25 protein-coding genes are annotated in these 25,269 nt (G+C 38.6%); 14 read left to right on the top strand and 11 right to left on the bottom strand.

Annotated features, from left to right (window positions below):
- Window positions 1-298 precede the first annotated feature (298 nt).
- Together ASG14_RS11570 and ASG14_RS11575 are read left to right on the top strand one after the other, a co-directional pair.
- Window positions 299-1,633, top strand: a complete 1,335-nt coding sequence (locus ASG14_RS11570; RefSeq protein WP_056871226.1) for a dihydroorotase — start codon at window positions 299-301, stop codon at window positions 1,631-1,633.
- An 84-nt stretch (window positions 1,634-1,717) separates the two neighbouring features.
- Window positions 1,718-2,854 carry a DUF3810 domain-containing protein gene (locus ASG14_RS11575; protein WP_082491531.1) on the top strand — a complete coding sequence of 379 codons (1,137 nt, stop codon included), beginning with the start codon at window positions 1,718-1,720 and terminating at the stop codon, window positions 2,852-2,854.
- Window positions 2,855-2,878: 24 nt separating this feature from the next.
- On the opposite strand, the gene ASG14_RS11580 is transcribed toward ASG14_RS11575, so the two are convergent.
- Entirely contained in the window at window positions 2,879-3,460 is a 582-nt protein-coding gene (locus ASG14_RS11580; RefSeq protein ID WP_056871227.1) for a tRNA-(ms[2]io[6]A)-hydroxylase, read from the bottom strand.
- A 139-nt stretch (window positions 3,461-3,599) separates the two neighbouring features.
- Between ASG14_RS11580 and ASG14_RS11585 the strand changes: the two genes are divergently transcribed.
- The 3 genes from ASG14_RS11585 (at window position 3,600) to ASG14_RS11595 (ending at window position 7,998) form a co-directional block, all read left to right on the top strand.
- Complete coding sequence (locus ASG14_RS11585) at window positions 3,600-4,823, top strand: glycosyltransferase (RefSeq protein WP_082491533.1); 1,224 nt, start codon at window positions 3,600-3,602, stop codon at window positions 4,821-4,823.
- 135 nt (window positions 4,824-4,958) lie between these two features.
- Window positions 4,959-6,815 carry a molecular chaperone DnaK gene (dnaK, locus tag ASG14_RS11590; protein ID WP_056871229.1) on the top strand — a complete coding sequence of 619 codons (1,857 nt, stop codon included), beginning with the start codon at window positions 4,959-4,961 and terminating at the stop codon, window positions 6,813-6,815.
- Between the two features lie 151 nt (window positions 6,816-6,966).
- A complete protein-coding gene (locus ASG14_RS11595) occupies window positions 6,967-7,998 on the top strand; it encodes an Atu2307/SP_0267 family LLM class monooxygenase (protein ID WP_056871230.1) in 1,032 nt (343 codons plus the stop codon).
- On the opposite strand, the gene ASG14_RS11600 is transcribed toward ASG14_RS11595, so the two are convergent.
- Window positions 7,999-8,439 carry a DUF4395 domain-containing protein gene (locus ASG14_RS11600; protein WP_056871231.1) on the bottom strand — a complete coding sequence of 147 codons (441 nt, stop codon included), beginning with the start codon at window positions 8,437-8,439 and terminating at the stop codon, window positions 7,999-8,001. It lies immediately after the preceding gene.
- A 543-nt stretch (window positions 8,440-8,982) separates the two neighbouring features.
- Between ASG14_RS11600 and ASG14_RS11610 the strand changes: the two genes are divergently transcribed.
- The 4 genes from ASG14_RS11610 (at window position 8,983) to ASG14_RS20530 (ending at window position 10,776) form a co-directional block, all read left to right on the top strand.
- A complete protein-coding gene (locus ASG14_RS11610) occupies window positions 8,983-9,435 on the top strand; it encodes a DUF1569 domain-containing protein (protein ID WP_056871233.1) in 453 nt (150 codons plus the stop codon).
- A gap of 6 nt (window positions 9,436-9,441) precedes the next feature.
- Window positions 9,442-9,804: a hypothetical protein gene (locus ASG14_RS11615; RefSeq protein ID WP_056871234.1), complete on the top strand. Its 363-nt coding sequence runs from the start codon at window positions 9,442-9,444 to the stop codon at window positions 9,802-9,804.
- Between the two features lie 15 nt (window positions 9,805-9,819).
- Entirely contained in the window at window positions 9,820-10,467 is a 648-nt protein-coding gene (locus tag ASG14_RS11620) for a zinc dependent phospholipase C family protein (protein WP_235528573.1), read from the top strand.
- Between the two features lie 120 nt (window positions 10,468-10,587).
- A complete protein-coding gene (locus tag ASG14_RS20530) occupies window positions 10,588-10,776 on the top strand; it encodes a hypothetical protein (protein ID WP_235528574.1) in 189 nt (62 codons plus the stop codon).
- A 75-nt stretch (window positions 10,777-10,851) separates the two neighbouring features.
- Here the strand turns inward: ASG14_RS20530 and ASG14_RS11625 are convergent, their stop codons facing one another.
- The 8 genes from ASG14_RS11625 to ASG14_RS11660 all read right to left on the bottom strand — a co-directional run bounded on the left by ASG14_RS11625 (window position 10,852) and on the right by ASG14_RS11660 (window position 18,534).
- Window positions 10,852-11,532, bottom strand: a complete 681-nt coding sequence (locus tag ASG14_RS11625) for a DedA family protein (protein WP_056871235.1) — start codon at window positions 11,530-11,532, stop codon at window positions 10,852-10,854.
- Window positions 11,533-11,606: 74 nt separating this feature from the next.
- Window positions 11,607-12,284, bottom strand: a complete 678-nt coding sequence (locus ASG14_RS11630; RefSeq protein WP_056871236.1) for a DUF4397 domain-containing protein — start codon at window positions 12,282-12,284, stop codon at window positions 11,607-11,609.
- 68 nt (window positions 12,285-12,352) lie between these two features.
- Window positions 12,353-13,033, bottom strand: coding sequence for a DUF4397 domain-containing protein (locus ASG14_RS11635; RefSeq protein ID WP_056871237.1), 681 nt, complete (start codon window positions 13,031-13,033; stop codon window positions 12,353-12,355).
- An 82-nt stretch (window positions 13,034-13,115) separates the two neighbouring features.
- Window positions 13,116-14,240, bottom strand: coding sequence for a DNA polymerase III subunit beta (gene dnaN, locus ASG14_RS11640; protein WP_056871238.1), 1,125 nt, complete (start codon window positions 14,238-14,240; stop codon window positions 13,116-13,118).
- A 33-nt stretch (window positions 14,241-14,273) separates the two neighbouring features.
- Complete coding sequence (gene gldG, locus ASG14_RS11645; protein ID WP_235528575.1) at window positions 14,274-15,920, bottom strand: gliding motility-associated ABC transporter substrate-binding protein GldG; 1,647 nt, start codon at window positions 15,918-15,920, stop codon at window positions 14,274-14,276.
- Window positions 15,921-15,952: 32 nt separating this feature from the next.
- The gene (gene gldF, locus ASG14_RS11650) at window positions 15,953-16,675 is read right to left on the bottom strand and encodes a gliding motility-associated ABC transporter permease subunit GldF (RefSeq protein WP_056871240.1); all 723 of its coding nucleotides are present in this window, start codon (window positions 16,673-16,675) and stop codon (window positions 15,953-15,955) included.
- A 174-nt stretch (window positions 16,676-16,849) separates the two neighbouring features.
- A complete protein-coding gene (locus ASG14_RS11655; RefSeq protein WP_056871760.1) occupies window positions 16,850-17,557 on the bottom strand; it encodes an ATP-binding cassette domain-containing protein in 708 nt (235 codons plus the stop codon).
- 56 nt (window positions 17,558-17,613) lie between these two features.
- Window positions 17,614-18,534 carry a glycerophosphodiester phosphodiesterase family protein gene (locus tag ASG14_RS11660; RefSeq protein WP_056871241.1) on the bottom strand — a complete coding sequence of 307 codons (921 nt, stop codon included), beginning with the start codon at window positions 18,532-18,534 and terminating at the stop codon, window positions 17,614-17,616.
- Window positions 18,535-18,868: 334 nt separating this feature from the next.
- On the opposite strand from ASG14_RS11660, the gene ASG14_RS11665 reads away from it, so the two are divergent.
- From ASG14_RS11665 to ASG14_RS11685, 5 genes are all read left to right on the top strand, one after another.
- Window positions 18,869-20,512: a glycine--tRNA ligase gene (locus tag ASG14_RS11665; protein ID WP_056871242.1), complete on the top strand. Its 1,644-nt coding sequence runs from the start codon at window positions 18,869-18,871 to the stop codon at window positions 20,510-20,512.
- 223 nt (window positions 20,513-20,735) lie between these two features.
- A complete protein-coding gene (locus ASG14_RS11670) occupies window positions 20,736-21,611 on the top strand; it encodes a DUF6252 family protein (protein ID WP_157274909.1) in 876 nt (291 codons plus the stop codon).
- A gap of 169 nt (window positions 21,612-21,780) precedes the next feature.
- Window positions 21,781-22,620, top strand: a complete 840-nt coding sequence (locus tag ASG14_RS11675; RefSeq protein WP_056871244.1) for a ThuA domain-containing protein — start codon at window positions 21,781-21,783, stop codon at window positions 22,618-22,620.
- Window positions 22,621-22,677: 57 nt separating this feature from the next.
- A complete protein-coding gene (locus tag ASG14_RS11680; RefSeq protein ID WP_056871245.1) occupies window positions 22,678-23,085 on the top strand; it encodes a helix-turn-helix transcriptional regulator in 408 nt (135 codons plus the stop codon).
- Window positions 23,086-23,171: 86 nt separating this feature from the next.
- On the top strand, window positions 23,172-23,936 hold the full coding sequence (locus ASG14_RS11685; RefSeq protein ID WP_056871246.1) for an SDR family NAD(P)-dependent oxidoreductase: 765 nt from the start codon (window positions 23,172-23,174) through the stop codon (window positions 23,934-23,936).
- Window positions 23,937-23,995: 59 nt separating this feature from the next.
- On the opposite strand, the gene ASG14_RS11690 is transcribed toward ASG14_RS11685, so the two are convergent.
- Complete coding sequence (locus ASG14_RS11690) at window positions 23,996-25,192, bottom strand: C40 family peptidase (protein WP_056871247.1); 1,197 nt, start codon at window positions 25,190-25,192, stop codon at window positions 23,996-23,998.
- Between the last annotated feature and the right edge of the window lie 77 nt (window positions 25,193-25,269).

The following is a 25,269-nucleotide window of genomic DNA, read 5'->3' on the forward strand; positions in this document are numbered from 1 at the left end:
AAAGCTTAACAACCAAAGCTCAAGACTAAAAACTGATTGTTGTTAATTAACTTATATCAGCTTATCTTCTTTCGAAAAGCAATTTAGGTAATTCTTCGGTTGGGGCAGCCCTGCTATCGTTCCAATCTTTTTGCCTTTGTAAGTTCAAGCTTGCCGCAGCACTGCTGCAAAAAGTATTTCCACTCTATCAGGTTTATTTAACTAAAAACAGTGGTAAAAACTCAATTTCTAACTTCCATCCGCCCAAACATGATACTCGATAGCCACTACTTAATACTAAATTACTACCTTTGAAACCATGAATTCTTACCTGATAAAAGCCGCCACAATTGTAAACGAAGGACAAAAATTTGTTGCAGATGTGTTAATTAAAAATGGATTTATTGAGAAAATCGGTCAAAACATTTCTGCTGAAGATACAACGGAAATTAATGCTGAGGGCCAATATCTTTTACCGGGAATGATTGATGACCAGGTTCATTTTCGCGAGCCGGGTTTAACTCATAAGGCAGATATTTTTACCGAAAGTATGGCTGCCGTTGCCGGTGGGATTACCTCGTTCATGGAAATGCCAAACACGGTTCCTAATACATTATCTCAGGCTTTACTGGCCGATAAATATGCCATTGCTGCAGAAACATCGTTGGCTAATTATTCATTTTACATGGGTGCCAGCAATGATAATATTGAGGAAGTTTTAAAAACCGACCCGAAAAATGTCTGCGGCATAAAGGTTTTTATGGGTTCATCAACAGGAAATATGTTGGTAGACAATGAAAAAACCCTGGAAAATATTTTTAGTAAAGCACCAATTCTCGTTGCTACACATTGCGAAGATGAAGCCACAATTCGACATAACCTTGCAGAATTTAAGGCAAAATACGGCGATGACTTAACCATAGAAATGCATCCGCTTATTCGCAGTGCAGAAGCATGTTACAAATCTTCGTCGCTTGCAGTCGAACTGGCTAAAGCCTACCAAACCCGACTTCATATTTTACATATATCGACAGCCAAAGAGATTGAACTGTTCGACAACAGCATTCCATTAGCTGCTAAAACAATTACGGCAGAAGCCTGCGTCCATCACCTGTGGTTTAATGATAAAGACTATGCTACAAAAGGTAACTTTATTAAATGGAATCCTGCTGTGAAGACCGAACACGATCAAAATGGCATTCTTCAAGGCATTCTAAATGATAATATTGATGTTATCGCCACAGACCATGCCCCACATACTTTGGAAGAAAAGAACCAACCCTATTCGCAAGCACCATCAGGCGGACCATTGGTGCAACATGCTTTGCCCGCTTTACTGGAAATGCACTTACAAGGCAAAATATCCTTAGAAAAAATTGTAGAAAAAACTGCTCATAACCTCGCCATCTGCTTCGATATTGAAAAACGTGGTTTCATCCGTGAGGGCTTTTGGGCCGATTTAGTTTTGGTTGATTTGAAAGACTCCTGGAAAGTAACCAAACTTAATAACTTTTATAAATGTGGCTGGAGCCCTTTTGATGGAGATACCTTTCAGGCGAGCGTTACACATACTTTTGTGTCGGGCAACCTGGCGTACCAAAAAGGCAGGTTCACTACCGACCAGATTGGAAAGCGACTAACTTTTGCCAGATAGTTTTTTATATTTGTTTATTAAGCAAAATCAAACGGTACATACTCACTTGTTTACAAAACCCATGATGATGACATGCTCACACTTATGGAAATCCAATCTTTAAAAGGCCATAATTGTTTGTTTAAGCATTCGGTATACAAAAGAATTTCGGTTTCAATCAGTTTAACCATCCTGATTTTCGTTTTCGGCCTGTTTCCTAAACTGGTTTTAACGTATTATTCAACCGGCATTTACCCTTATATTTCTTCTTCACTTCGATTTGTTTCCTCAATTTTCCCTTTTGCCATTGGCGATCTTGTTTATCTATTGCTTATCGGCTTTGTTATTTATAAAGTTGTCAGGTTTTTTAGAAAGAGGAAAACTCTAAATAGAAAACACCGCGTTATAGTTCCGCTGCAAGTTCTAAACTTTTTTTTAGTGCTCTACATTCTTTTCAAAATTGCCTGGGGCTTAAATTACAGTCGGCCAAGTGTAAGCGAAGAACTGGGCATTGGAGATGAAAAATATAGTGTAAAAGAATTGGTTCTGCTGGGCGATTATTTTGTAAAAAAAACGAATAGTTTAAAATCAAAGCAAAGCAAAATTCCGGCGTATTCCATTAACGATTTAGAGCAAAACTCTTCGAAAGCATACGATTTATTGAAAAACAAAAATTCATTGTTTCGTTATAAAAACCCTTGCCTAAAGCCTGTTTCAAGCAATTGGCTAACCAGTAAAGCGGGCATAGAGGGCTATTATGCGCCTTTAACCGGCGAAGCAAATATGAATATGGCTTTACCAGATTTTGTTAAGCCTTACGTTTCCTGCCACGAAATCGCACATCAACTGGGGATATCTTACGAAGATGAAGCGAATCTTTTAGGCTATTTAACTGCAAGTAATATGCCCGATGTTAATTATCAATACTCGGCTAATTATGAGATGTTAAGGTATATTTTGTTTGAAATTAGAATGAAATCACCGCAGGATTACAAACTACTTTATGAGAAGATAGAACCCAGGGTTTTGGCTGATTTTAAAACCGAAAAGGAATTCTGGAGAAAATATAATGGTGATATGTTCGGTTATATGGATGCCGCTTTTGACAGTTTTTTAAAACTAAATAATCAGCCGAAAGGCATCGACAGCTATCAGGATATTGTAATTTGGTTATGGAATATTCATAAGAAAGAATTGAAAAAAGTTGAGCGGGAACGCGTAAACTCGGCTTACAGCAGATAAACTTAACCTTTAAACCAATAAATTTTAACCGTGTATTGCCTCTTTTTTGCCAAAACTTTGAATTAACTCACCCTCAAATTCCAGCCATTCTTTCCAGCGCTTATCAACATCTACGTCGACACTATGTTTGCGGGCAAAATTTAAAAATGTAGTATAATGGCCTGCTTCAGAAACCATAAGTTCATGATAGAATTTAGCGAGCTTTTCATCTTTAATGTTTAAAGATAATACACGAAACCGTTCACAGCTTCTGGCTTCAATCATTGCTGCAAATAAAAGTCTGTCGATAAAGGCCTGATTTCTGCTACCGTCTTTTTTACTAAACTTTACCAACCGGCCCACATAATCATCTTTCCTTTCCCGACTCAAAGTGTAGCCACGTTCTTTAATAATTTCAATTACCATTTGAAAGTGCTGCATCTCTTCAATAGCAATTGCAGTCAATTCATCTACCAAATCCTGGTGTTCAGAGTTTTGAGTGATTAAGGTAATGGCATTCGATGCTGCTTTCTGTTCGCACCATGCATGGTCAGATAAGATTTCGGCTATGTTCGATTCTGCAATATTTGCCCAGCGTGGGTCTGTTAACAATTTTAATCCTAACATTCGGGTCTTTGTGATTGAGCTGCAAAATTAAGAATATTTAACATATGGTGCGTGTTTCAGAAAGATTTACGCGATGAACTTAGAACTTTTCCGTTTGATATACGGGAGACAAAAAAAACGACTTACTTTGCAGTTAAATATGAGTGCAAAAAAGATATTGATTATTGGATTAGTATGGCCTGAACCCACTTCATCAGCAGCCGGGACGAGGATGATCCAATTGGTTGATTTGTTTTTGCGCAAAGGTTTCAATATTACCTTCGCATCTGCGGCTTCTAAAAGTGATTTCAGTTATGATTTTTCTGAAACTGAAGTTATTGAACAGCAAATAAAACTAAATGATGAAAGTTTCAATTTATTATTGAAAACGCTGAATCCGGAAATCGTCCTTTTCGATCGATTTATGGTAGAAGAGCAGTATGGCTGGCGGGTGCAGCAAGAATGCCCGGAGGCACTTAGAATTTTAGACACAGAAGATTTACATTTTCTCCGAAGCGCTCGGCAGCAAAGTGATAAAACACAAAGTCCGGTAGATTTATTTTCTGATACTGCTAAAAGGGAGATGGCAGCAATACTCAGATGTGATCTATCTTTGATAATTTCTGAGGTGGAAATCAAAATTCTGGAAGAAACCTTCAATATCGAACCTGCTCTGCTATACTATCTCCCGTTTTTAGAAAATGAAATTCGTTCCGAAAACATAAGTAATTGGCTTCCATTTGAGGCCAGGACCGATTTTATCTTTATTGGCAACTTCCTGCACGAACCTAACTGGAATTCGGTTCAAGTTTTAAAAACGAAAATCTGGCCACTGCTAAGGAAAAAATTGCCTGGCGTGAATATGAATATTTACGGGGCTTATGCATCGCAAAAAGTGTTGCAACTGGAAAACAGGCAGGAAAGATTTTTTGTAAAAGGAAGAGCAATCAATGCACAGGAAACGATTTCGAAACATAAGGTTTTACTCGCCCCCATTCAGTTTGGCGCCGGCGTAAAAGGCAAGTTTATCGATGCAATGCAAGTTGGCACGCCCTCGGTAACTACTCTGGTTGGTGCCGAAGCAATGAAAGGCAATTTGGAGTGGAACGGGTTTGTTGAAGATGATTTCGTGGTTTTTGTTGATAGAGCGGCGATGTTGTATCAGGATAAATCAGCCTGGCATAACGCACAAAAAAATGGAATTCGTATTATCAATGAACGCTACGCTTCCTCGAATTTCGCCGATAAATTTGTTGCTGATATTGACAAATTAGATTTAAAATCCCATCGCCGGAAAAATTTTATAGGTCAGATACTGAACCACCATACTTTACAAAGCACCCGGTATATGTCGCTATGGATTGAGGAAAAGAACAAAAAATAGTCGGCTGTTAACAATTCTTACAGGCACCAGCATATTGGTCAATCAATTTTTTGAGCCGCAATCTTACCGCTTTAATTTACAACATTAAAACATTTCAGCCCTGAAACATTGCAACAATCTACGTAAATTCGCCACATGGCAAAAATATCAATTAACCTTGCTACAGGTTCGTTTCAAAAGGAAGAAATTATAGTGGGAATAGATTTAGGTACAACAAATAGTTTGGTTGCCTTCATCAATCCTGATAAAAACCCGCAGGTAATTAATGATGCCGGTAAAGGACTTTTAGTGCCGTCTATAGTTTATTTCAACAACCAAAATGAAGCAATTGTAGGTAATGAGGCAAAAGAATATTTAACCACAGACCCTGCAAACACAATTTTTTCCGTAAAACGATTACTTGGCCGTTCGTATAAAGATGTTGCGGAACATAAAGATATTTTCTCTTATAAAATTATCGATGATGATAGCGATGCTTTGGTGAAAATCCAGGCTGGCGACCGGTTTTATACCCCAATAGAATTATCAGCCGAAATTTTGAAAGAACTTAAGGCCAGGGCCGAGCATGCTTTAAAAACACCAGTTAACCGTGCGGTGATTACGGTTCCTGCCTATTTCAACGATAGCCAGCGCCAGGCAACACGTGATGCGGGGAAACTTGCAGGCCTGGATGTGATGCGCATTGTAAATGAACCTACCGCCGCCAGTTTGGCTTACGGTATCGGTTTAGACCCAACGGAGCAAAAAACCATTGCAGTTTACGATTTAGGTGGCGGAACCTTCGATGTGTCGATTCTGCAGATACAGAATGGAATTTTCGAGGTTTTGGCCACAAATGGGAACACTTATTTAGGTGGAGATGATTTTGACCGTGCCATTTTAAACCATTGGATAGAAAAAAACAAACTTGAGTTCACCAGGGTTGCTACCGATAACATTCTAATGCAAACGTTGCGGTTGCAAGCAGAAGCTGCGAAGAAAGCTTTATCGACCCAGAATTTATACAATGAAAAGGTTGGTGATATTTGGTGTACATTAGATAAACAGACGTTTGAGCAACTCATCTCAACAAAAGTTGAAGAGACGATTTCGGCATGTAAAAACGCTTTGAAAGATGCTGACTTGAGCTCAGAAAATATTGACGAAGTAATATTAGTTGGTGGCTCAACCCGTACCCCTTTTGTAAAGCAAGCTGTAGAAAATTTCTTCGGCAAAAAGCCGCAAGATAATATTAATCCTGATGAGGTAGTTGCCCTTGGTGCCGCCATTCAGGCCGATGTTTTGGCCGGAAACCGTTCGGATATCCTGCTGCTTGACGTTACGCCACTTTCATTGGGTATTGAAACAATGGGTGGTTTAATGGATGTAATTATTGCAAGAAACAGCAAAGTTCCAACCAAGGCTGGCCGCCAGTATACCACTTCGGTTGATGGGCAGGTAAATATGAAAATTTCGGTTTATCAGGGTGAACGTGATTTAGTGCAGGAAAACCGTAAGCTTGCCGAGTTTGATTTAAAAGGAATTCCAGCGATGCCGGCCGGTTTGCCAAAAGTAGATATTAACTTTTTGCTAAATGCTGATGGCATTTTGACGGTTCAGGCTATTGAACTTAGATCTGGAGTAAAACAGGAGATTGAAGTAACACCAAGCTACGGTTTGAGTGATGATACCGTTGAGAAAATGCTTTTAGATAGTATTGAGTTTGCACAGAGTGATGTGCAGCAGCGTATGTTGATTGAGGCCCGGAGTGAAGGTGAACAGTTACTTTACACCGCAGAAAGATTTATAGAAAAACATGCTGAACACCTAACAGAGGATGAAATTTCTGAAACGAAAGTTCATATCGAAGCATTGAAAACTGCCCTTGCCGAACAGGAAAAAGATATTATCCTGAAAAAAGCGGATGAACTTAATGAGTTTACCCGGCCATTTGCCGAACGTGTTATGGATGCTGCGATATCTACCGCAATGAAAGGTAAAAAAATAGAATAGGTAAATCAGTTAGTTCCTGCTAAAAAACAAACGGCCCGTATTTACAACTGTTGCACTGCGGGTGGTTTGCATGCGCTTTGATTTTTTCTTATCATACATCAAAATTTCTTTACCGCTAAGCTGTTAACTTTGAAACATAAATTTTAGCAATATGGAATTAGGTATTGGCATGTTCGGAGATTTGCAAATTAATGCAAAAGGAGAAATTCAGTCTGCACAGCAGAGACTTCAAGAAATTATAGAAGAAATTAAATTGATGGATGAAGTAGGATTAGATTTCTACGGCATTGGCGAACACCACCGTCCTGACTATGCCGTTTCGAGTCCTGAAATTATTTTAGCCGCTGCTGCAACTGTGACCAAAAACATCAAGTTGAGCAGTGCTGTTTCGGTTCTAAGTTCCTCAGACCCGATAAAACTATATCAAAATTTCGCAACTATCGACTTGATTTCGAACGGAAGAGCGGAATTGATGGCTGGTCGTGGGAGTTTCATCGAATCTTTCCCATTATTTGGTTACAACCTCGAAGATTACGATGAACTTTATGAAGAGAAATTAGAATTGCTATTGAAAATCAATAAGGAAGCAAAGATAACCTGGAAAGGGAAATTTCGTCCTGAATTGGTTAATCAAGAGGTTTTGCCAAGAGCAGTTAACGATAATTTAAAAATTTGGGTAGCTGTTGGCGGTACACCGGAATCTGTTGAAAGAGCAGGACGATTAGGTTTGCCTGTAATGTTTGCCATCATCGGCGGTCAGCCTGTGCAATTCAAACCACTTTTCGATTATTACAAAAAAGTTTATCAGGCTTATGGGCATGATATGAATAAATTCGAAGTTGGCGTACACATGCACTCGCTGTTTGGCGAAAACAGTCAGGAGGTTTCTGATTATTATTTTCCATTATATTCTGCCCAAATGAACCGTATTGGCAATACCCGTGGTTGGGCACCGTTTCAGCGAAACCAGTTTGAGGCCGGCAGAAACAGCAATGGCGCACTAATTATTGGTGACGCTAATGAATCGGTTGATAAAATCTTGGCAATGGAAGAAACCTTCTGTCTTACGCGTTTTTCCGCTCACATGGATGTTGGCGGGCCGTCACATGCAGCAATGATGAAATCGATAGAAATTTTTGGAAACGAAATTGCGCCTGCTGTTAGAAAAGCACTGCATAAATAGTTACGCTTTTTTACGTTTAAATACTTGTAGAAAAGTATAAACATAACATCCTACGCAGACGCCAAATAGGCTTTCGAGTAATGCAAACATGACCATTATGGAAATAAGAATTAAGGTCGCGGTAGAAAAGCTAAAAAGAAATGTTGCGGTAATCAGAAGGCAAAATGCAAAGCCCATGGTTGCCGCAAATTTTTTGGGTGCTAAATCCGTCATCGTTGGCTTTAAATGCAAAGCTTTCGAAATATTCACGGCAATCAATTTCAGTAAACTAAATTTCCCGTTTCCAAAGGCCCTCGCAGCAAAATCTACAGCTAATAAGCTTATTGCCCAATAATTCGAAAACGCAATACAGCAGATCGCAATCATGGCAACCATGAAGGCTACAATCCTAACAACACTTTCGTTAACTCTTTCAGCAGATATCGGGCAGGATAATTCCATATTTTTTTGCTTAAAGGTAAAGAATTATCATTATCAATAAAATATTTTCCTTAACCTTGCGTATTCCAGCCCTATATTCAACAACGTAAATTACACAACACCAAATATAGTATGGATAACTCCGAACAGCTAAACCTGCTTTTAGTTAAGCTGACAAATTTACAACTGAGACAACAAGGTTTCGAAGCAGAAATTTTCGCTTCAAAGCAGCCTGTTGAAGCACTGCAACATGAAACAGGCTGCATCGCTGAACGACAGAATCCCTTTCCTGTTAAAATTGCAGTACAAACGAAAAATTCCCCACCGATAGTTTATCGAAGGGAATCTAATCTGCAAGATTGGTATCCTCATATTAACATTTGATGTATGTATCGGGAGCGAAATATGCAATAGATAATGATGCGATCACACCGATCAAGCGGATAAATTTAAGTTATACCCTTGGCGCACCGCGAATAACGCTCGCCATCAAACTCAAACAAAAACATCAAAACTTCAAAGCTTTTTCAAGATATTAAACTATAAAAAACAATAAATACAAACATGAAAAACATTTTTCAAGCCGCAGTAACTAGCGAAGTAATCGAAAGAATTAACAAATTAAATCCTTCAACGCCACAGCAATGGGGTAAAATGAACGTTTCTCAAATGTTGGCACATTGCAGTGTCAGCTATGAAATGGTTTACGAAAACAAGCATCCAAAGCCCAACGCTTTGATGAAACTAATGCTAAAAGCTTTCGTAAAAAATGTCGTGGTTAGTGAAAAACCGTATAAACGGAACAGTCATACAGCTCCTTCTTTTATAATTACCGATGAAAAGGAATTTGAGAAAGAAAAAAATCGCTTAATTTTATACCTACAACAAACGCAAGAGTTGGGCGAAAGTCATTTCGACGGAAAAGAATCGCTTTCGTTCGGCAAACTCACTAAAGGTGAATGGAACAATATGTTTTATAAACATTTAGATCATCATTTAAATCAGTTTGGTGTTTAATTAATTATGATTAGAAAAATTTTAGCGGTTATAGTTGGTTATGCAATTTTTGTGATAACATCGCTCTTATTGTTCAAAATTTCGGGGCAAAAGCCACATGCTGATGCCACGAACTTTTTCATTATTTGTAGCGCAATTTATGGTGCACTCTTTTCGATTATAGCAGGTTACGCCACAAATCTAATTTCAAAAAGCAGCACCCTTAATGTAAATTATATACTTGCTCTACTCATTGCGGGCTTTGCAAGTTTCTCGCTCTTCAAATCTGACGGAAATCACTGGACTCAAATTTTGGCGATCGTGATTTTCGCCCCAATTTCGATTTTAGGGGGAATGTTAGCTAAAGGTACAAGGTTCAAAAAGCCCTAAAGACTATCTTCAATTATGAAACGATTAACGATACTGATTGCGTTAATCATCCCTTTATTTTTTTGTACATCCTGGGGTTTCTTCGCACACCAGAGGATAAATAACCTGGCTATTTTTACTTTGCCTTCGGGCATGATAGGTTTTTACAAAAAGGGCATCAAATACATTACAGAACATGCTGTAGACCCAGATAAGCGGCGTTACGCTGACACATTGGAGGCGCCCCGGCACTACCTCGACGTCGAAAATTATGAAAGCGATATTGACAGCATCCCAAAGAAATATAATGATGCTTTAGCAAAGTATGGATTGAAGCATTTGAATGCCAATGGTATTGTTCCATGGCAAATTCAACGAACCTATTATAATTTAGTGAAAGCTTTTAAAACAAGAGATTCCATTAAGATTCTGAAGTACGCTGCTGATTTAGGGCATTATATTGGTGATGCGCATGTGCCTTTGCATACAACAAATAATCACAACGGACAACTCACAAATCAGGCTGGCATCCATGCGTTTTGGGAAAGCAGGCTGCCCGAACTATTCTCTACAAACTATAATTTCATCGTGGGCAAAGCGCAATACATAGAAAATCCTTTAGAGGAGAGCTGGAAAATTGTGAAACATACACACAGTTTGGTTGATAGCGTATTAACTTTTTAGGCACAGTTAGCTGCATCTTTTCCGTCTGACAAGAAATACAGTTTTAGCGAGCGAAACAACACGGTATTAAAACAATATTCTACAGCATATTCAAAAGCTTACCACGATAAGATGAATCATATGGTAGAAAAGCAAATGCGTTCTGCGATTCTGGAGATTGGCTCCTTTTGGTATTCGGCGTGGGTAGATGCTGGTCAGCCTGAGTTAAAAGACCTTGTTAAAATAGATTTAGAACCTGAGGAAAAGCAGATGCAGGAAAATGTAGAAAAGAAATACCGTAACGGAATTCCGATAGGAAGAGAATTATAAAATCTCTATTCTACTACCAACATAAGCGATTTTATATAATCGAAAACGCTATGCTACCTTTTAAAAAAATTTTTGCTATTTTGAATCTTCCCCTTCAATAATCTCTTCTATTTTTTTAGGCTGCATTCTGCTTTTAACGGCAGCCCAAATTGCGGGAACAAAGGTTACAACGGCAATTGTTAAAATAACAATCTCAAAGTTATTTTTGATGATTGGAATTTGTCCTAATAAATAGCCGCCTACAAGCAATGCGAAAATCCAGGTAACACCCCCAATAATGTTGTAATAAGTAAAGCGGCCGAACGGCATTTTTGCAATTCCAGCTACAAATGGTGCGATGGTTCTGAAAATAGGAAGAAATCTACTTAACATTATTGCCTTACCACCATGCTTTTCGAAAAACTCATGAGACTGGTGATAATACTTAAGCTTTAGAATTTTATTTTCCTCCTTAAAAACGCCGGAGCCCAAAACGGTACCGAGTTTATAATTTAAGGTGTTGCCGGCAATAGCTGCAACTATTAAAATCAGCAGCATTAGCCATATGTTTAAACCTGTGTTTCCGCCGGCTATTAATGCACCTGCTGCAAAAAGTAAAGAATCGCCTGGTAAAAATGGTGTAACCACGAAGCCGGTTTCAGCAAAAATAATTAGGAATAAAATAAGGTAGGTCCAAGTCTGGTAATCGCGAATGATTTCTGCTAAGTGAACATCTATATGGGCAATAAAATCCCAGAGTTGTTGTAATAATTCCAAAGTTTCTGATTTTAGGCAAAAGTAGGAATATCAAATTGATTAAAAGAGTATTCCAGAGTTATTAATAAAATTAATTAGTTATTGGTGATTAAGCGTTCGCGAAGTTTGCCTGTACCAACACCTTTAGTCACGCCGTCTATTAGAATAGTGTATGTTTTCCCTTTGGAAAAAATGGTCGGAACAATAACATCAACCACATTAGCAGAATCTACCAGATTGAACGACATTTTAGAGGTTGAATCGGCTTTGAGCGAAATGTAACCCGTTTTTTCACCGAAGCCTAAAGTGGTTGTCATTGCTGGCGTTTTTATATTTACCCTGGAGCGCAGCGTGTAGCCGAGATTGATAAAAAGAACCCGTGCGCTATCTCCGTTAGGTGTTAAATCATCCTCATATATTTTTAGCAGCGAATCCTGTGAAGAGGTTTTATAATAATAAACAGAATAATTTCTACCCACCCTCAGTTTTTCGCTGATAGAATCACTGACATTTTGAGTGCCGGTATTTTTAGCCAGAATAGTGTAAAGCTTATCTGCTGCCGTTACTGCGTAAGCGCTGTTTGTACCGTAGCCCACAGAATTGGATACCAATACATTATTCAGATAAAAATCCTGCGAAGGGCCATCTACTACGTTTATAAAGCGGACCTTAGTATCTAAATCGGTATTGTCGCTTTTCACGCAAGCGGTAATCAAACAAATTGCTCCGCACAAAAAAAGAAATTGAAAAAGCAGGGATGGTTTGTCGCTCATGTCGATTCGGTAAAAATGAACTGTAAAGATAGCCTTAGTATTCTAAATATTTAATGAAAATACAAACTCTAATTATCTACAATCAAATGTGCCTCTAAAGTAGAAGCGGTTAAGCCGCTAAACCAAATAGAATAAATTTTACCCGGTATTAGCTCGGTAGCCGCAATTGTTTTGATGCTTCCGGAACCTACTACATTGTACCTGATTGCGGCTCCAGCCTCGAGGTTAAAGTAGTTCGATGCTTCTTTGAAAAGTAAAGCGTTTACAAATGGCGAACCCGTCTGTATACTCACATTTATCCCGGTGTTAAAAAAAGGCGTTAAGTTGATAACCCGAAATTTCGCAGTAGCGATGTCTGCATTGCTTAAATTATCTTCATAGTTAAGTATTTCCCTGTTTCCGTTTCTATCTGCAACTAAAAATGTACTATAGGTTATTGATGGGGTAAAGTTTAAGCTTGCATCGGTGTTCAAGTTGTTGGTATCAATATAACTTAAAGTCCTGTTTCCCGAAGGAATTTTAACGTATTCACTTGTTTCGCCAAAGGCTAAAGAATTGGTTGTCATTTTTTGTTTATCAACAAAAACATCTTGTTTAACATCTGTTTGCACAGCGTTTACTACTTTGATTTTAGCCTGCCCATTAACGATAACATCCGGATTTTTTTTGCTACAGGATGCAAAGAATGTGATAAAAAGAACAAGCACGCCTGAGAAGCGTAGTGAGACACGTTTTGTAAAGATTTTCATAGGTAGTTGTATTTGGTATTAACAAAAATGGCTTGGTCAAAAACCAAGCCATTTCCTATGAATAAACTAAAATTTTAGTCGATTAATAACTATTATTTAGCATTACCGGCATTACCAGCATTAATACATCTTCATTATCATCGTTTGTTTGAGGAATAAGCAGCCCTGCCCTGTTCGGTGTAGAAAGTTCTAGCGTTACTTCATCGCCACTAAGATTGCTCAGCATTTCGATTAAAAAGCGGGCATTAAAGCCTATTTCCAGGTCTTCACCATCATATTGGCAACTTAAACGTTCGTGAGCTTCGTTGGCAAAATCCAAATCTTCAGAAGAAATATTCAATTCACTTCCATTAATTTTTAAACGAACCTGATGGGTAGTTTTATTTGCAAAAATTACCACTCTGCGAAGTGTGTTTAAAAACAAGCTTCTGTCGATAACTAACTTATTTGGATTATTTTGCGGAATAACTGCCTCATAATCAGGATAACGCTCGTCTATTAAACGACACACTAAGTTTATGTTTTCAAATTTAAAAAAAGCACTTGTGGCGTTATAGTCAACAGATACGTTAATATCGTTTGATGGCAGTGCTGCTTTTAGGAGTGTTAGTGCTTTTTTAGGCAAAATAAATGATGTTGCTTTATCTGCCTTGCTATCCATACGGCGGTAACGAACCAACTTATGGGCGTCAGTAGCTACGAATGTAATGTGTTGCGGAGATAACTGGCAGAAAACACCAGTCATAGCCGGCCGTAATTCATCATTACTAACTGCAAAAATGGTTTTTGTTATTGCTTCAGTTAAAACTGATGCGGGAAGATTTACCGATGAAGCATTTTCTACAACTGGAATTTTCGGGAAATCATCGCCATTTTCGCCACTCAGTTTATATTTACCATCACCAGCACTAATTTCGATAGCGAAAGTAGCATCATCAATATTGAAAGCAATCGGCTGATCCGGTAAAGTTTTTAGCGTATCAAGCAGAATTTTTGATGGAACAGCTACTTTGCCTTCTTCTTTTGATTCTACAGCCAAAGCCGTTGTCATACTTGTTTGTAAATCAGTGGCTGATATAGTTAAATTACCATCTTTGATTTCGAACAAAAAATTTTCTAGTATAGGTAAAACAGTACTGCTGCTAGATGCACCATTAACTGTTTGCAGGTGTTTTAATAAAGTTGATGTGGATACAATAAATCTCATGATATCAATTAGTCTTCTTCAAAAATATAAAAATTATTTAGCGTACTTGTACTTGCGGTAATAATGTTGAAAAATTGCAAAGAATATTAACAATAGCATGGGCGCAACAATATTTACAATCTGCCACTTGGTTTTCTCGATTTTAACTTTTGCCCGGTCTAACAGCCTTATTTTAACGTCTTTATTACGCAAAGCGATTAAGTTATCATCATCAGTAAAATAATCGGCAATGTTTAACAGTAAAGCTTTGTTACCATAGGTACGCTGTGTATAGCGGTCAAAACCTAATGGTAAGGGCGAATTGTCTTTTGCCACCACCTGATTTTTAAAGATATCTCCATCTCCTATCACAACCATTTTGGCGGGTTTGCCTACCGCAGCATTGGTATACGGCATAGAAATACCCGCCGGAAGCGGTCGGCCGGAAAAAACTGAAGGAAAATTTCCCTCTAATAAAACACCAGCACTTTGTAACGGATTACGAAATGTTTCCGGATCCGGCTGTTCTGCAAGCATTTGAAGCGAAAATAATTTCGGCACATTAAATACCTTATTAAAATTAGAAGTGGTTAAAATGTATGTCTTCTTTATACCTTTGGCGCCAATGGTATCAACCGTACTGGCGAATTCTGCTTTGATGCCATCTAAATTTTTAACCACACTAGCAGCTGTATCGGGCAGCAAAATCGGGTAGTAAATCCAGGGAACAAGCTGTAATTGAGGCTGGCCACCAACTACGCCGGTAGAAACCGGAATCTCCGCAGCATTCTTATCCGCAATGATGTTATAATTTATTCTGGCTCCATAAATGAACAGCATATCATCAAGGTTTAAAGCCTTATTGAACACCATCTGACTACCTCTACCCCTCAAACTGTCGAGCTCTGCTGAAATCTGGTCGATGCTCCACAGTACTCGTCCGCCGTTCATTACAAAATAATTTAACTTGTATTTCTCCGTTTCCGAAAACTCCGTTTGGGGTTTTACCACAATCATCATTTTCAGTTTATCTAATCCGGCCTTATCAATTGTATTCAAATCCACGCGACCAACCTCGTAACTATTCGCAAGCGTGTGCATTGCATCATATAGCTGTAAATCAGATGGTTCGCCATTAGATTCCGTAAAACCAATCCTCGGATTATTTCCGGTAAGCACCTTTTTAATGCTTGAGGTAAAGATATACTCAAGATTTTCGATAGAGCGGTTTATATTATCTTCGTAACTGCCCCCGGCATCAAGGTTTTGCAATAGTTTAACAGGCATCTGCTTCCCATCACTTTCTATCATTGCCATCGGGAAAACGAGTTTCTGAGTTAAGCCACTTTCTGTTTTTACACTCAAATTTGTGGCTTCTATTCCTTGTTGGTAAAGATTGTTAATTACCGTATCCTGGTCTGCAGCGCTTAAGCCTGTTAAGGGATCAACAAAAACAATTTTCAAATTGGCTTTCGAATAGGCTTTATAATCAGCCAGTAAATCCTTTACCGAAGTCTGCAAGCGCTTAAAAGCGGCGGGCAACTTACCATCCAGAAAAACAGTTACAATAATTGGCTTCTTCGTATCGAGCAGTAGCTTTTTTGTTTTATCATTGAGGGTAAATCTTTTATCAGAAGTAAAATCGAAGCGATGGAAAAAATACTGACCGCCAACGTTTAATAAAACCAATGCAAGTAACACAACAAAAAGGTTAAGCCATTTCTTTTTCATCATCATTTCCTCCCGGTGGCCAGTTTTGTGAATAATAAAAACAGAACAGAAAAACTGATAAAATAAATTAAATCGCGAGTATCTAAAACGCCGCGACTTATCGATTGGTAATGCTGATTAATACCTAACGAGGATATGGTTGTCTCGAAACTCTGCATCGAAAAGATTTCACTTGTATAGTCAAATCCTAAAAATGCAAAGGCACATAAAGCTGCAGCAATTGCGAATGCGATAATTTGATTTTTAGTTAATGAGGAGGCAAAAATACCAATTGCGGTAAAAGCCGAGCCTAATAGAAACAAACCAATATAAGAGCCAATTACTGAACCTGAATCAATATTCCCTTCCGGCAAACCAAGTTTTGAAATCGAATAATAATATATCAATGTTGGTATTAGGGCGAGTAAAACTAAAATAACACAGGCTAAATACTTTGCCCAAATGATTTGCCATTGGCTAATTGGCTTGGTGACTAACAGTTCGTATGTACCTTCCTTTTGTTCTTCGGCAAAAGAACGCATGGTAATTGCCGGAATCAAAAACATAAATAAATAGGGCACAAGACTAAAAAAACCGCCAAGGTCGGCATAACCATAATCAAGAACAGAAGTATCAGGAAAAAACCAGAGCAAAAGACCGGAAACAGCAAGAAAGATACCGATGGTAATATAGGCAACCATCGAACTTAAAAAACTTAACAATTCGCGTTTAAATACTGCGTACATACAATTTTAAATGCCGAAGATATGAAATATTGAAGCAAAAAAGCCAATTTCTTCTTCGTAAAAAAGCGCTGGTTACGAAATGGGAAATGCTTTAGTCGTCAGCGAATATAATGTCTAGAAAAACGCTTCTTAAAGAAAAAGACTTATCAATAAATTGATTACATCAACCTACATTTAAGCAGTTAATGTTCTAAAAATTTCTTCTAAAGAATGTTGGCTGTGAGTTTGTTTAATGCCTGTAAGCGTGTCATTTGCTACAATTTTGCCTTTGTTTATGATGATGACGTCATCGCAAATTGCCTCTACTTCCTGCATGATGTGGGTAGAAATTACGACCGTTTTGTTTTTGCCGAGTTCTTTGATAAGTGCTCTTATATCCACCAGCTGATTTGGATCTAACCCTGAAGTTGGCTCATCCAAAATCAAAACCGCAGGGTTGTGGATAATCGCTTGCGCCAAGCCTACCCGCTGCCGGTAACCCTTAGATAGCATTCCGATTTTTTTGTGTTGCTCGGGCGTTAAACCGACCATTTTTATTACCTCATCAACTCTTGCAGGCAAATTTTTTAATTGATAGGTTTGGCCAATAAAGCGGAGAAACTCCTTTACGTACATTTCTGTGTAAACCGGTGTATTTTCGGGCAAATAACCAATCTGTTTTTTGGCTTCGATTGCGCTCGTTAAAATGTTTTTACCCGAAATTTCAGCATCGCCAGATGTCGGTTCCAAATATCCGGTAAGCATACGCATTGTAGTGGATTTCCCTGCGCCATTTGGACCCAGAAAACCCAATATACGACCTGGTTTTGCCTCAAAACTTATCGAATCTACTGCCCTTTGCTTATCGTAATGCTTAGAAAGATTTCTTACTGAAATACTCATATAAAATTTTTTAACCAAAAGATTTGCCTAATATCAGGCACAAATTCCAGCTGTGGTTAATTAACGAATGATGACGTGAGCTTCTTATTATACCGAAACTTATCAAGCTCTTCTGCTGCCTGCGGAAGGTTATCTCCAGACAAAATATCCGCTCCATTGTTTACCAGGTGATAATAAATATTTCTTGCAGGGCTGGCAATTGCACTTTTATCAATATTGCCCATTGTTCCGAGGATTGTAGTTATTCCATTTTCATGCAGAAAATCATACAAGCTTCTTTCAGGTGCGCTTACACCCACAAATGCTACAATTCTATCGTTTGGTATGCCTAAATTGTTCAACCGTTTCAGCTCCGCCTTTTTCTGCACAGAGGCTGAAATCATTAAATCGGGCGCCAGCTGATGTACTTCCTGAGCCTGGTTTGCTGTATAGGTAATAATGATTGAATTGCTTTCTACCTTATATTGACGAACTTTTGCAATTACCCTCGCATATGAAACACCTCTTTTCAAATCGATGGTAAGCAAAGCCTTTCCTTTGCTCCAGGTCAACACGCTGTCTAAAGTCGGGATTTTGAAGTTTGTTTCCTTACCATCATTGTCTTTCAGGTTAAATGCTCTTAGTTCTTCGTAGGTGTAATCGCCTATATTGCCTTTCCCGGTCGAAGTTCTATCCAACTTATCATCATGCATGATGACCATAACCGAATCTTTACTGTAAGCAATATCAAATTCGATAATAACCGGGTTATAAGTGGTTGCGTTTTCGAAAGTTTCGATACAATTTTCTGGAAAGCCAGCCATTGGCCCGCCTCGGTGAGCGCTGATTAAAGGAAAACGATTTTCTGGCGACCACTTTAAAAACTGATAGAGTTCTGCAGTTTTATTAAACTTAATATAGTGATGAACTTTTTCTTCCTGCTTGCACGATGCAAAAAAGATTATCACCGACAGAAAAAGCAAATGGTAAAATTTCATGTTTCAAAAATAGAAAAAAATGGAAGATGTAAGTTGCAAAACAGAATTCTTGTTTACCGCAACAACGTATAGTTGAATTTATAGATCTTTACTTCGATTGCTTCACTGCAGCAAACAGGCATTCGGAAAGCGTCAACTGTTCAATATTATGAGTGCCAGGCGAGGCAGAGTAGACAAGCAGACATTTGCATTCAGCATAAAGATTTCTGAAAAGCATAGTCTAAAGTAAGGTAAAGCATCAGGTTCGATATTTCAAATCCCTAAGGTTGCCGGTTAAAAACCTTAAAGCCTAAACCTTTAAAGCCCCCGCCTTTTTATTATCTTTGCCACCATTATGGCTCAAAAGAATAACGACGAACAATTTAAAAATGTAATATCACACGCTAAAGAATACGGCTTCGTATTTCAGAGCAGCGAAATATATGATGGCTTAAGTGCCGTTTACGACTATGGCCAATTGGGTGCCGAGTTGAAAAACAACATTAAAACCTATTGGTGGAAAGCCATGGTACAAATGCATGAAAATATTGTGGGCATCGATTCTGCAATTTTTATGCACCCGAAAGTTTGGAAAGCCAGCGGACATGTTGATGGTTTCAACGACCCGATGATTGACAACAAAGATTCGAAAAAACGTTACCGTGCCGACCAGTTGTTAGAGAATAAAATTGATGAATTATATGCTGAACTGGCAAATTTCTCACCAGAAAACAAAGCAAAATTTGAGAATTTTCAACAAGAAATACTTGGCTTAAGTGACGAAGGGCAGGCAAGCTGGATTCCAAGTTTTAAAGATGGGACCGGCATTTTAGAGAACTCTGAATACCCTTTTATTGATGAACCCAGCTGGAGATTCGTTAAAAAAGGCTTAGCGCTTGAGGTTGAAATGAATTTAGCATTGAAATCAGAAAATTTAGTGCAACTAAAAGATTTAATTGTTGATTACAAAGTAATCTGCCCAATTTCTAAAACTTCAAACTGGACCGATGTTCGCCAGTTTAACCTGATGTTTAGCACGCAATTTGGTGCAATGGCCGAGGGAAGTGATGAGGTTTATCTTCGTCCGGAGACTGCACAAGGTATTTTTGTAAACTTTTTAAATGTTCAAAAATCTGGAAGAATGAAAATTCCTTTCGGCATTGCACAGATTGGAAAAGCCTTTAGAAATGAAGTGATTGCACGCCAGTTTATTATGCGTATGCGTGAGTTCGAGCAAATGGAAATGCAATTTTTCGTTCGGCCCGGCGAAGATAAAAAGTGGTTTGAATACTGGAAAGAGGCTCGTTTAAAATGGCATAAAGCATTGGGAACTGCACCAGAAAAGTACCGTTACCACGACCATGTAAAACTGGCGCATTATGCAAACGCGGCAACCGATATAGAATTTGAATTCCCTTTTGGATTTAAAGAGGTTGAAGGCATACACAGCAGAACCGATTTCGATTTAACGCAGCATCAGGAATTTTCTGGCAAAAAAATGCAGTATTTCGATAACGACCTTAACGAAGATGGAAAACCTTACGGTAATTACGTTCCTTATGTAATTGAAACTTCTATTGGTTTGGATCGGATGTTTCTATTAACCATGATTAACGCCTTTGAAGAACAGGATCTAAGTACGGAAGACAAACAGGATAGCAGAACGTTGCTACGCCTCCACCCTGCTTTGGCACCATATAAAGTAGCCGTTTTTCCGCTAACCAAAAAAGATGGCTTACCAGAAAAGGCCCGCCAGATAATGGATGAGCTAAAATTTGATTTTAACTGCATTTATGAGGAGAAAGATGCTATTGGAAAACGTTACCGCCGCCAGGATGCTGTTGGTACGCCATTTTGCATCACTGTAGACCACCAAAGTTTAGAGGACAACACTGTTACAATTCGCCATCGCGACAGCATGGACCAGGAACGGGTTGCAATTGCCGATTTAGCTGGCATGGTTGGAGAAGCAGTAAGCTGGAAAACGCTACTGGCCTAAAAACACAAAACTGAACTTAACTCGGTAGGTTTAAAATATAGTTTAACCGCAGGTTTTTAAAAGCCTGCGGTTTTTTTATCTGACGATTAGACTCAGCATTCATCGAACTTTCGCTGAAAAAGCATTTACTTAAAAAATTAAGGCTTGGCCAAAAAAATCTAATTGAAGCTTATTTAAATTATTTTATCTTAGCAAGTAAATTAAACCATAAAAAATTACGCTCGTGAAGGTATTCCATAAATTTTGTCTGCTGGCATTAACATGCATCTTATTCAGTACATCTTGTAAAAAATCCATCGATTATCACCCAGAATGGGATACATCATCAATGAGTGGCAAAATAGATGGCGTATTACTGAATTGTCCAATTGCATCAGCACAAACCTATAATCTTGGCGCCAATACAACACTTCAGATTATTGGAAATAAAGGCCAAAGCGGTTTCAGCTTAGTCATAAATGATTTTAAAGGCGTTGGTACCTATAAAATAGCCGATGGAAATGCCGCAGTTTATCTCCTGGCCGGCCTGCCGCAAACCGACTCTTATATGGCTACCACAATAGGTACAATTACCATTACAAGTTATGCCGAACAGAAAATGATAACCGGAACTTTTGAGTTTAAAGGACAAAATTTAGCAGGTACGGAAACCAAAACGATTACGGAGGGACAATTTAAAATTAGTTTAGTACCAGTAAAACTACCTGAAACCAATAGCAGCACAAACAATTTAAATGTAAAAGTTGATGGTGTTGCAATAGGCTTTACCGGAGAAGCAATTTCTGTAAATGTTCCCATAATTGGAAACAGCCTGTCTATTTTAGCTGTAAATGGCGAAAAACGAATTGTACTGGGGATTCTTGGATACAAAGGAGTTGGAACATATGTACTGCCAGTTGACGGCATTGGCGCTTATATGAAAGATCAAACACCATCTGGTTCATTCTCTTCAGAAAACGGAACAGTAAAAATTACGAGCGAAACCAATGGCAGGCTAAAGGGAACCTTTGAATTTAAAGCGCCAAATGAAGATAGCACCATAAAAACAGCTGTAACCGTTACGGAAGGAACTTTCGATTTGCCACTCAGAAAAGGTTAAGCGAATTTTGCGTAAAAAAGCTTCGGCGTAAATGTCGTAACAGCTATGGCTTTGAGTTAATAATATCATTCGATTGAAAACGCTTTGAGAACACAAAAGCGTAGATTGTTGCCTGAACGAAAAAGCTATTAGGTTGCTTTTGTTAATTTTAATTATAAAAACTTAACAAATGACTGGAAAATTTTTGCCACTGCTGATTTTATCATTTCTCACGCTTTCTATATTTGCGCAAAATAAAACACCAAAGTTTAGTGTAATTGCATTTTATACAGGCAAGAACGACCTGGCGCATGTCAGTTTTGTAAACGAAGCCAATAAACGACTGCCTGAAATGGCCAGGCAAAATAATTTTAGTTATGATTCTACATCGAACTGGGCTAACTTAAACGAGAAATTTCTTTCCAGGTACCAGGTTGTATTGTTTCTGGATACAAGACCGGAAAAAAAAGAACAACGCGAGGCTTTCCAAAAATACATGGAAAATGGTGGTGGATGGATGGGCTTTCATTTTTCCGCTTTCGCACTGGAAAAATCTGCTTACAATATGGATTGGGATTGGTACCACAACACTTTTTTAGGCTCTGGTGGTTACGGCAGCAATACCTGGAGACCAACATCTGCCACACTGAAAGTCGAGAAAAAAAATCATCCGGTAACTAAAAACCTGCCCAATACCTTCAAGTCTCAACCAAATGAATGGTACCGCTGGCAAAACGATTTGAGAGAAAATAAAAACATCACCATTTTACTTGCCATTGATTCAACAAGTTTTCCGTTAGGAACCGGCCCCAAAGCGCATGAAATTTGGCATAGTGGTTATTATCCTGTTGTTTGGAGCAATAAAAACTACAAAATGGTGTACGTAAATATGGGGCACAACGATATGGATTACGAGCATAAATACGATAATACAAACAAATCACTTTCTTTTACCTTTGATAATGAAACTCAGAATAAGATGATTTTAAACAGCTTGATTTGGTTGGGTACAGGTAAAAAAGTAAAGTAATGCCTTATTTTGCACACTTACGGTTTATATTTGGCTAAGCAAGTAATAAAACAATAAATGAAAATCCCTCAGAAATTTTTTGCCCGCCGACATGAAATTGCCGCTGACTATTTAAAGGAACTCGATAAACATTTAGATGATATTGTGGCTGGCAGAGCAACGGAAATGTTTGAGGTTAGGGATTTTGCAGATTTAATACATGTGCATCCAACGCACCTCAGCAATACTATTAAAGCCGCAACCGGGCATTCTCCCTGCTTCTTTTTTGAAGAACGTTTAATGGAAATATCGAAATCGATGCTACAGAATGTAAGTATGCCAATTGCTGAAATTGCAAGAATTTTAACTTACGATCCATCAAATTTCACCAAGTTTTTTAAACATTTCGCTGGCCAAACCCCAAAACAATATCGTGAGCATTATTTTCTGTCGCTAGCCGAAAAAAACGAAACCTTCACCATATAAAACTTAAACACTCACCATTTTAACTTAAGCTGTCACCATTTTAACCACCACTTTCCATTTAACTTTGTTTATCAAATTAAAAGAAAATGGAAACAAAAAATAAGATTGTACTCGTAACCGGCGGCAGCCGTGGATTAGGCAAAAATGCTGCTATTCATTTAGCAAAAAAAGGGCTGGATGTAATTCTTACTTATCAGTCGAAAAAAGAGGATGCAGAGGAAACGGTTGAAGAGCTAAAAACTATCGGTGTAAATGCGGCAGCACTGCAACTAAATGTTGGAGATGTAAAAACCTTCGATGCGTTTTTTGCAGAAGTGAAGTCTTTACTCCAGACAACTTTCCAGTCAGAAAAAATCGATTACCTGGTCAATAATGCTGGTATTGGAATCCATGCGCCATTTGCAGAAACGACCGAAGAACAGTTCGACAGCCTGGTAAATATCCAGTTTAAAGGCGTATTCTTTCTAACTCAAAAAGCGCTTGCATTGTTAAATGATGGCGGTGGTATCGTTAACGTTTCAACAGGCCTGGCTCGTTTCGCTTTGCCTGGCTACGCCGCCTATGCATCAATGAAAGGCGCAATGGAAACGCTTACAAAGTACCAGGCTAAAGAATTAGGTGCAAGAGGAATTAATGTAAACATTGTTGCTCCCGGCGCAATAGAAACTGATTTTGGCGGTGGTGTGGTTCGAGATAACGAAGAGATGAATAAAGGAATTGCTTCTCAAACAGCGCTTGGCAGAGTTGGCTTGCCAGATGATATTGGTCCTGTTGTTGCATTTTTATGCACCGAAGAAGCTAAATGGATTAATGCACAACGCATCGAGGCATCTGGCGGAATGTTCTTGTAATTTAATAAATCGAGTTTGTCGGTAAATGAAGGTTTACCGACAAACTATTTTCCTTTCAGCTACTTTCCGTACCACTCATGTTCGGCAACTCTGGTAATTTCGGGCTTCCCAATCTCGGTTAAAAACCGCCTTGCACTTACCAGTGTTTTGCTCTGATGTTCGTCATAATTTGCAGTTTCTGGAACCAGGCTACTCACCTTAACCATGCCTGCAGCTTGGATAAATTCTCCTTTGCCCATATATATTGCGGTATGCGTAACTCTTCCACCCGTAACCCCACGTCTTTTCGCTGCTGAGAAAAACAACAAATCGCCAGGTTGCAAATTTTTCAGACATTTTTCAACGCTGATTGAATCAGCGTCCAGAACATCAATTCCTGTCCCTACCAAAGCTTGCTGAGACGCATCTCTGGGAATGATAACTCCATTCAGGAAATAACTCGTTTTGGTAAAACCACTGCAATCTACCCCTTTTATTGATGTACCTCCCCACAAATAAGGCACACCAATTAACGTCTTGGCCGTCTCCAAAATCGCATCAGCATTTGGGTTGGCTCTTTTCTCCCATTCAGAAAATAGCTTCGCTTCGGTCTTTTTAATATAACCAATTCGCTTATCCGGAAAACCAACTTTATAATAACTTCTTTCTTCGGCCAGTACCTGTAAAATATTTCCTTTAACCAGGTCAGAAACCCGGGTCGAATTTACATCGGCTTTGCTAAACGCATGGCCGAAATCAAAAGTATAAATTATTCGTTTTGAGTTTTTCCAGGATTCAAAAGCGTCGGCATTCATCAGGCTTACCGCAGTTGCATCGGTGTAAGAAAGATAACCATCTGGCGTTTCAACCAAATAATAGCCGCCTTGTTTTTTTAAAACCCGCACAGGGGTTCCTAAAATCATTTGCGTGAGCATTTCAGCAGAATTTTGAGGCGCTGAGCGGTTATTACAAACCGATAAATTCGCCAGACCGTAAGTCATACCGCCTAAACTTTGTGACGGCAGCAATACATTTACTTTGGTAAAGCCTTTAATCCCTGGCACCCGTTTATCTATTGCTGTTAAAGCACTTTCCGAACTGCTTTCCACAAAAATTGTGTCGCCTTTGGTTTGAACATTGAAGTAAACCGAGCGCTTATCGGGCGCAAATTCTTTTTTTACCTCAATCGATATCTGCCTAAAAGCCGCCGTATCAATCTGGGCTTTCAGCGAAACTGAAAGAAATAAAGGGCAACACAACAAAAATATTTTCTTCATGATTGGTTAAAATTACAAATTTTAACATTTTGCCATCTGCAAAAAGCTGTAACTAATTGCTTACCGAGGCAACAATG

Origin of the sequence: Pedobacter sp. Leaf194, assembly GCF_001423945.1 — a bacterium.
Lineage (GTDB): Bacteria > Bacteroidota > Bacteroidia > Sphingobacteriales > Sphingobacteriaceae > Pedobacter.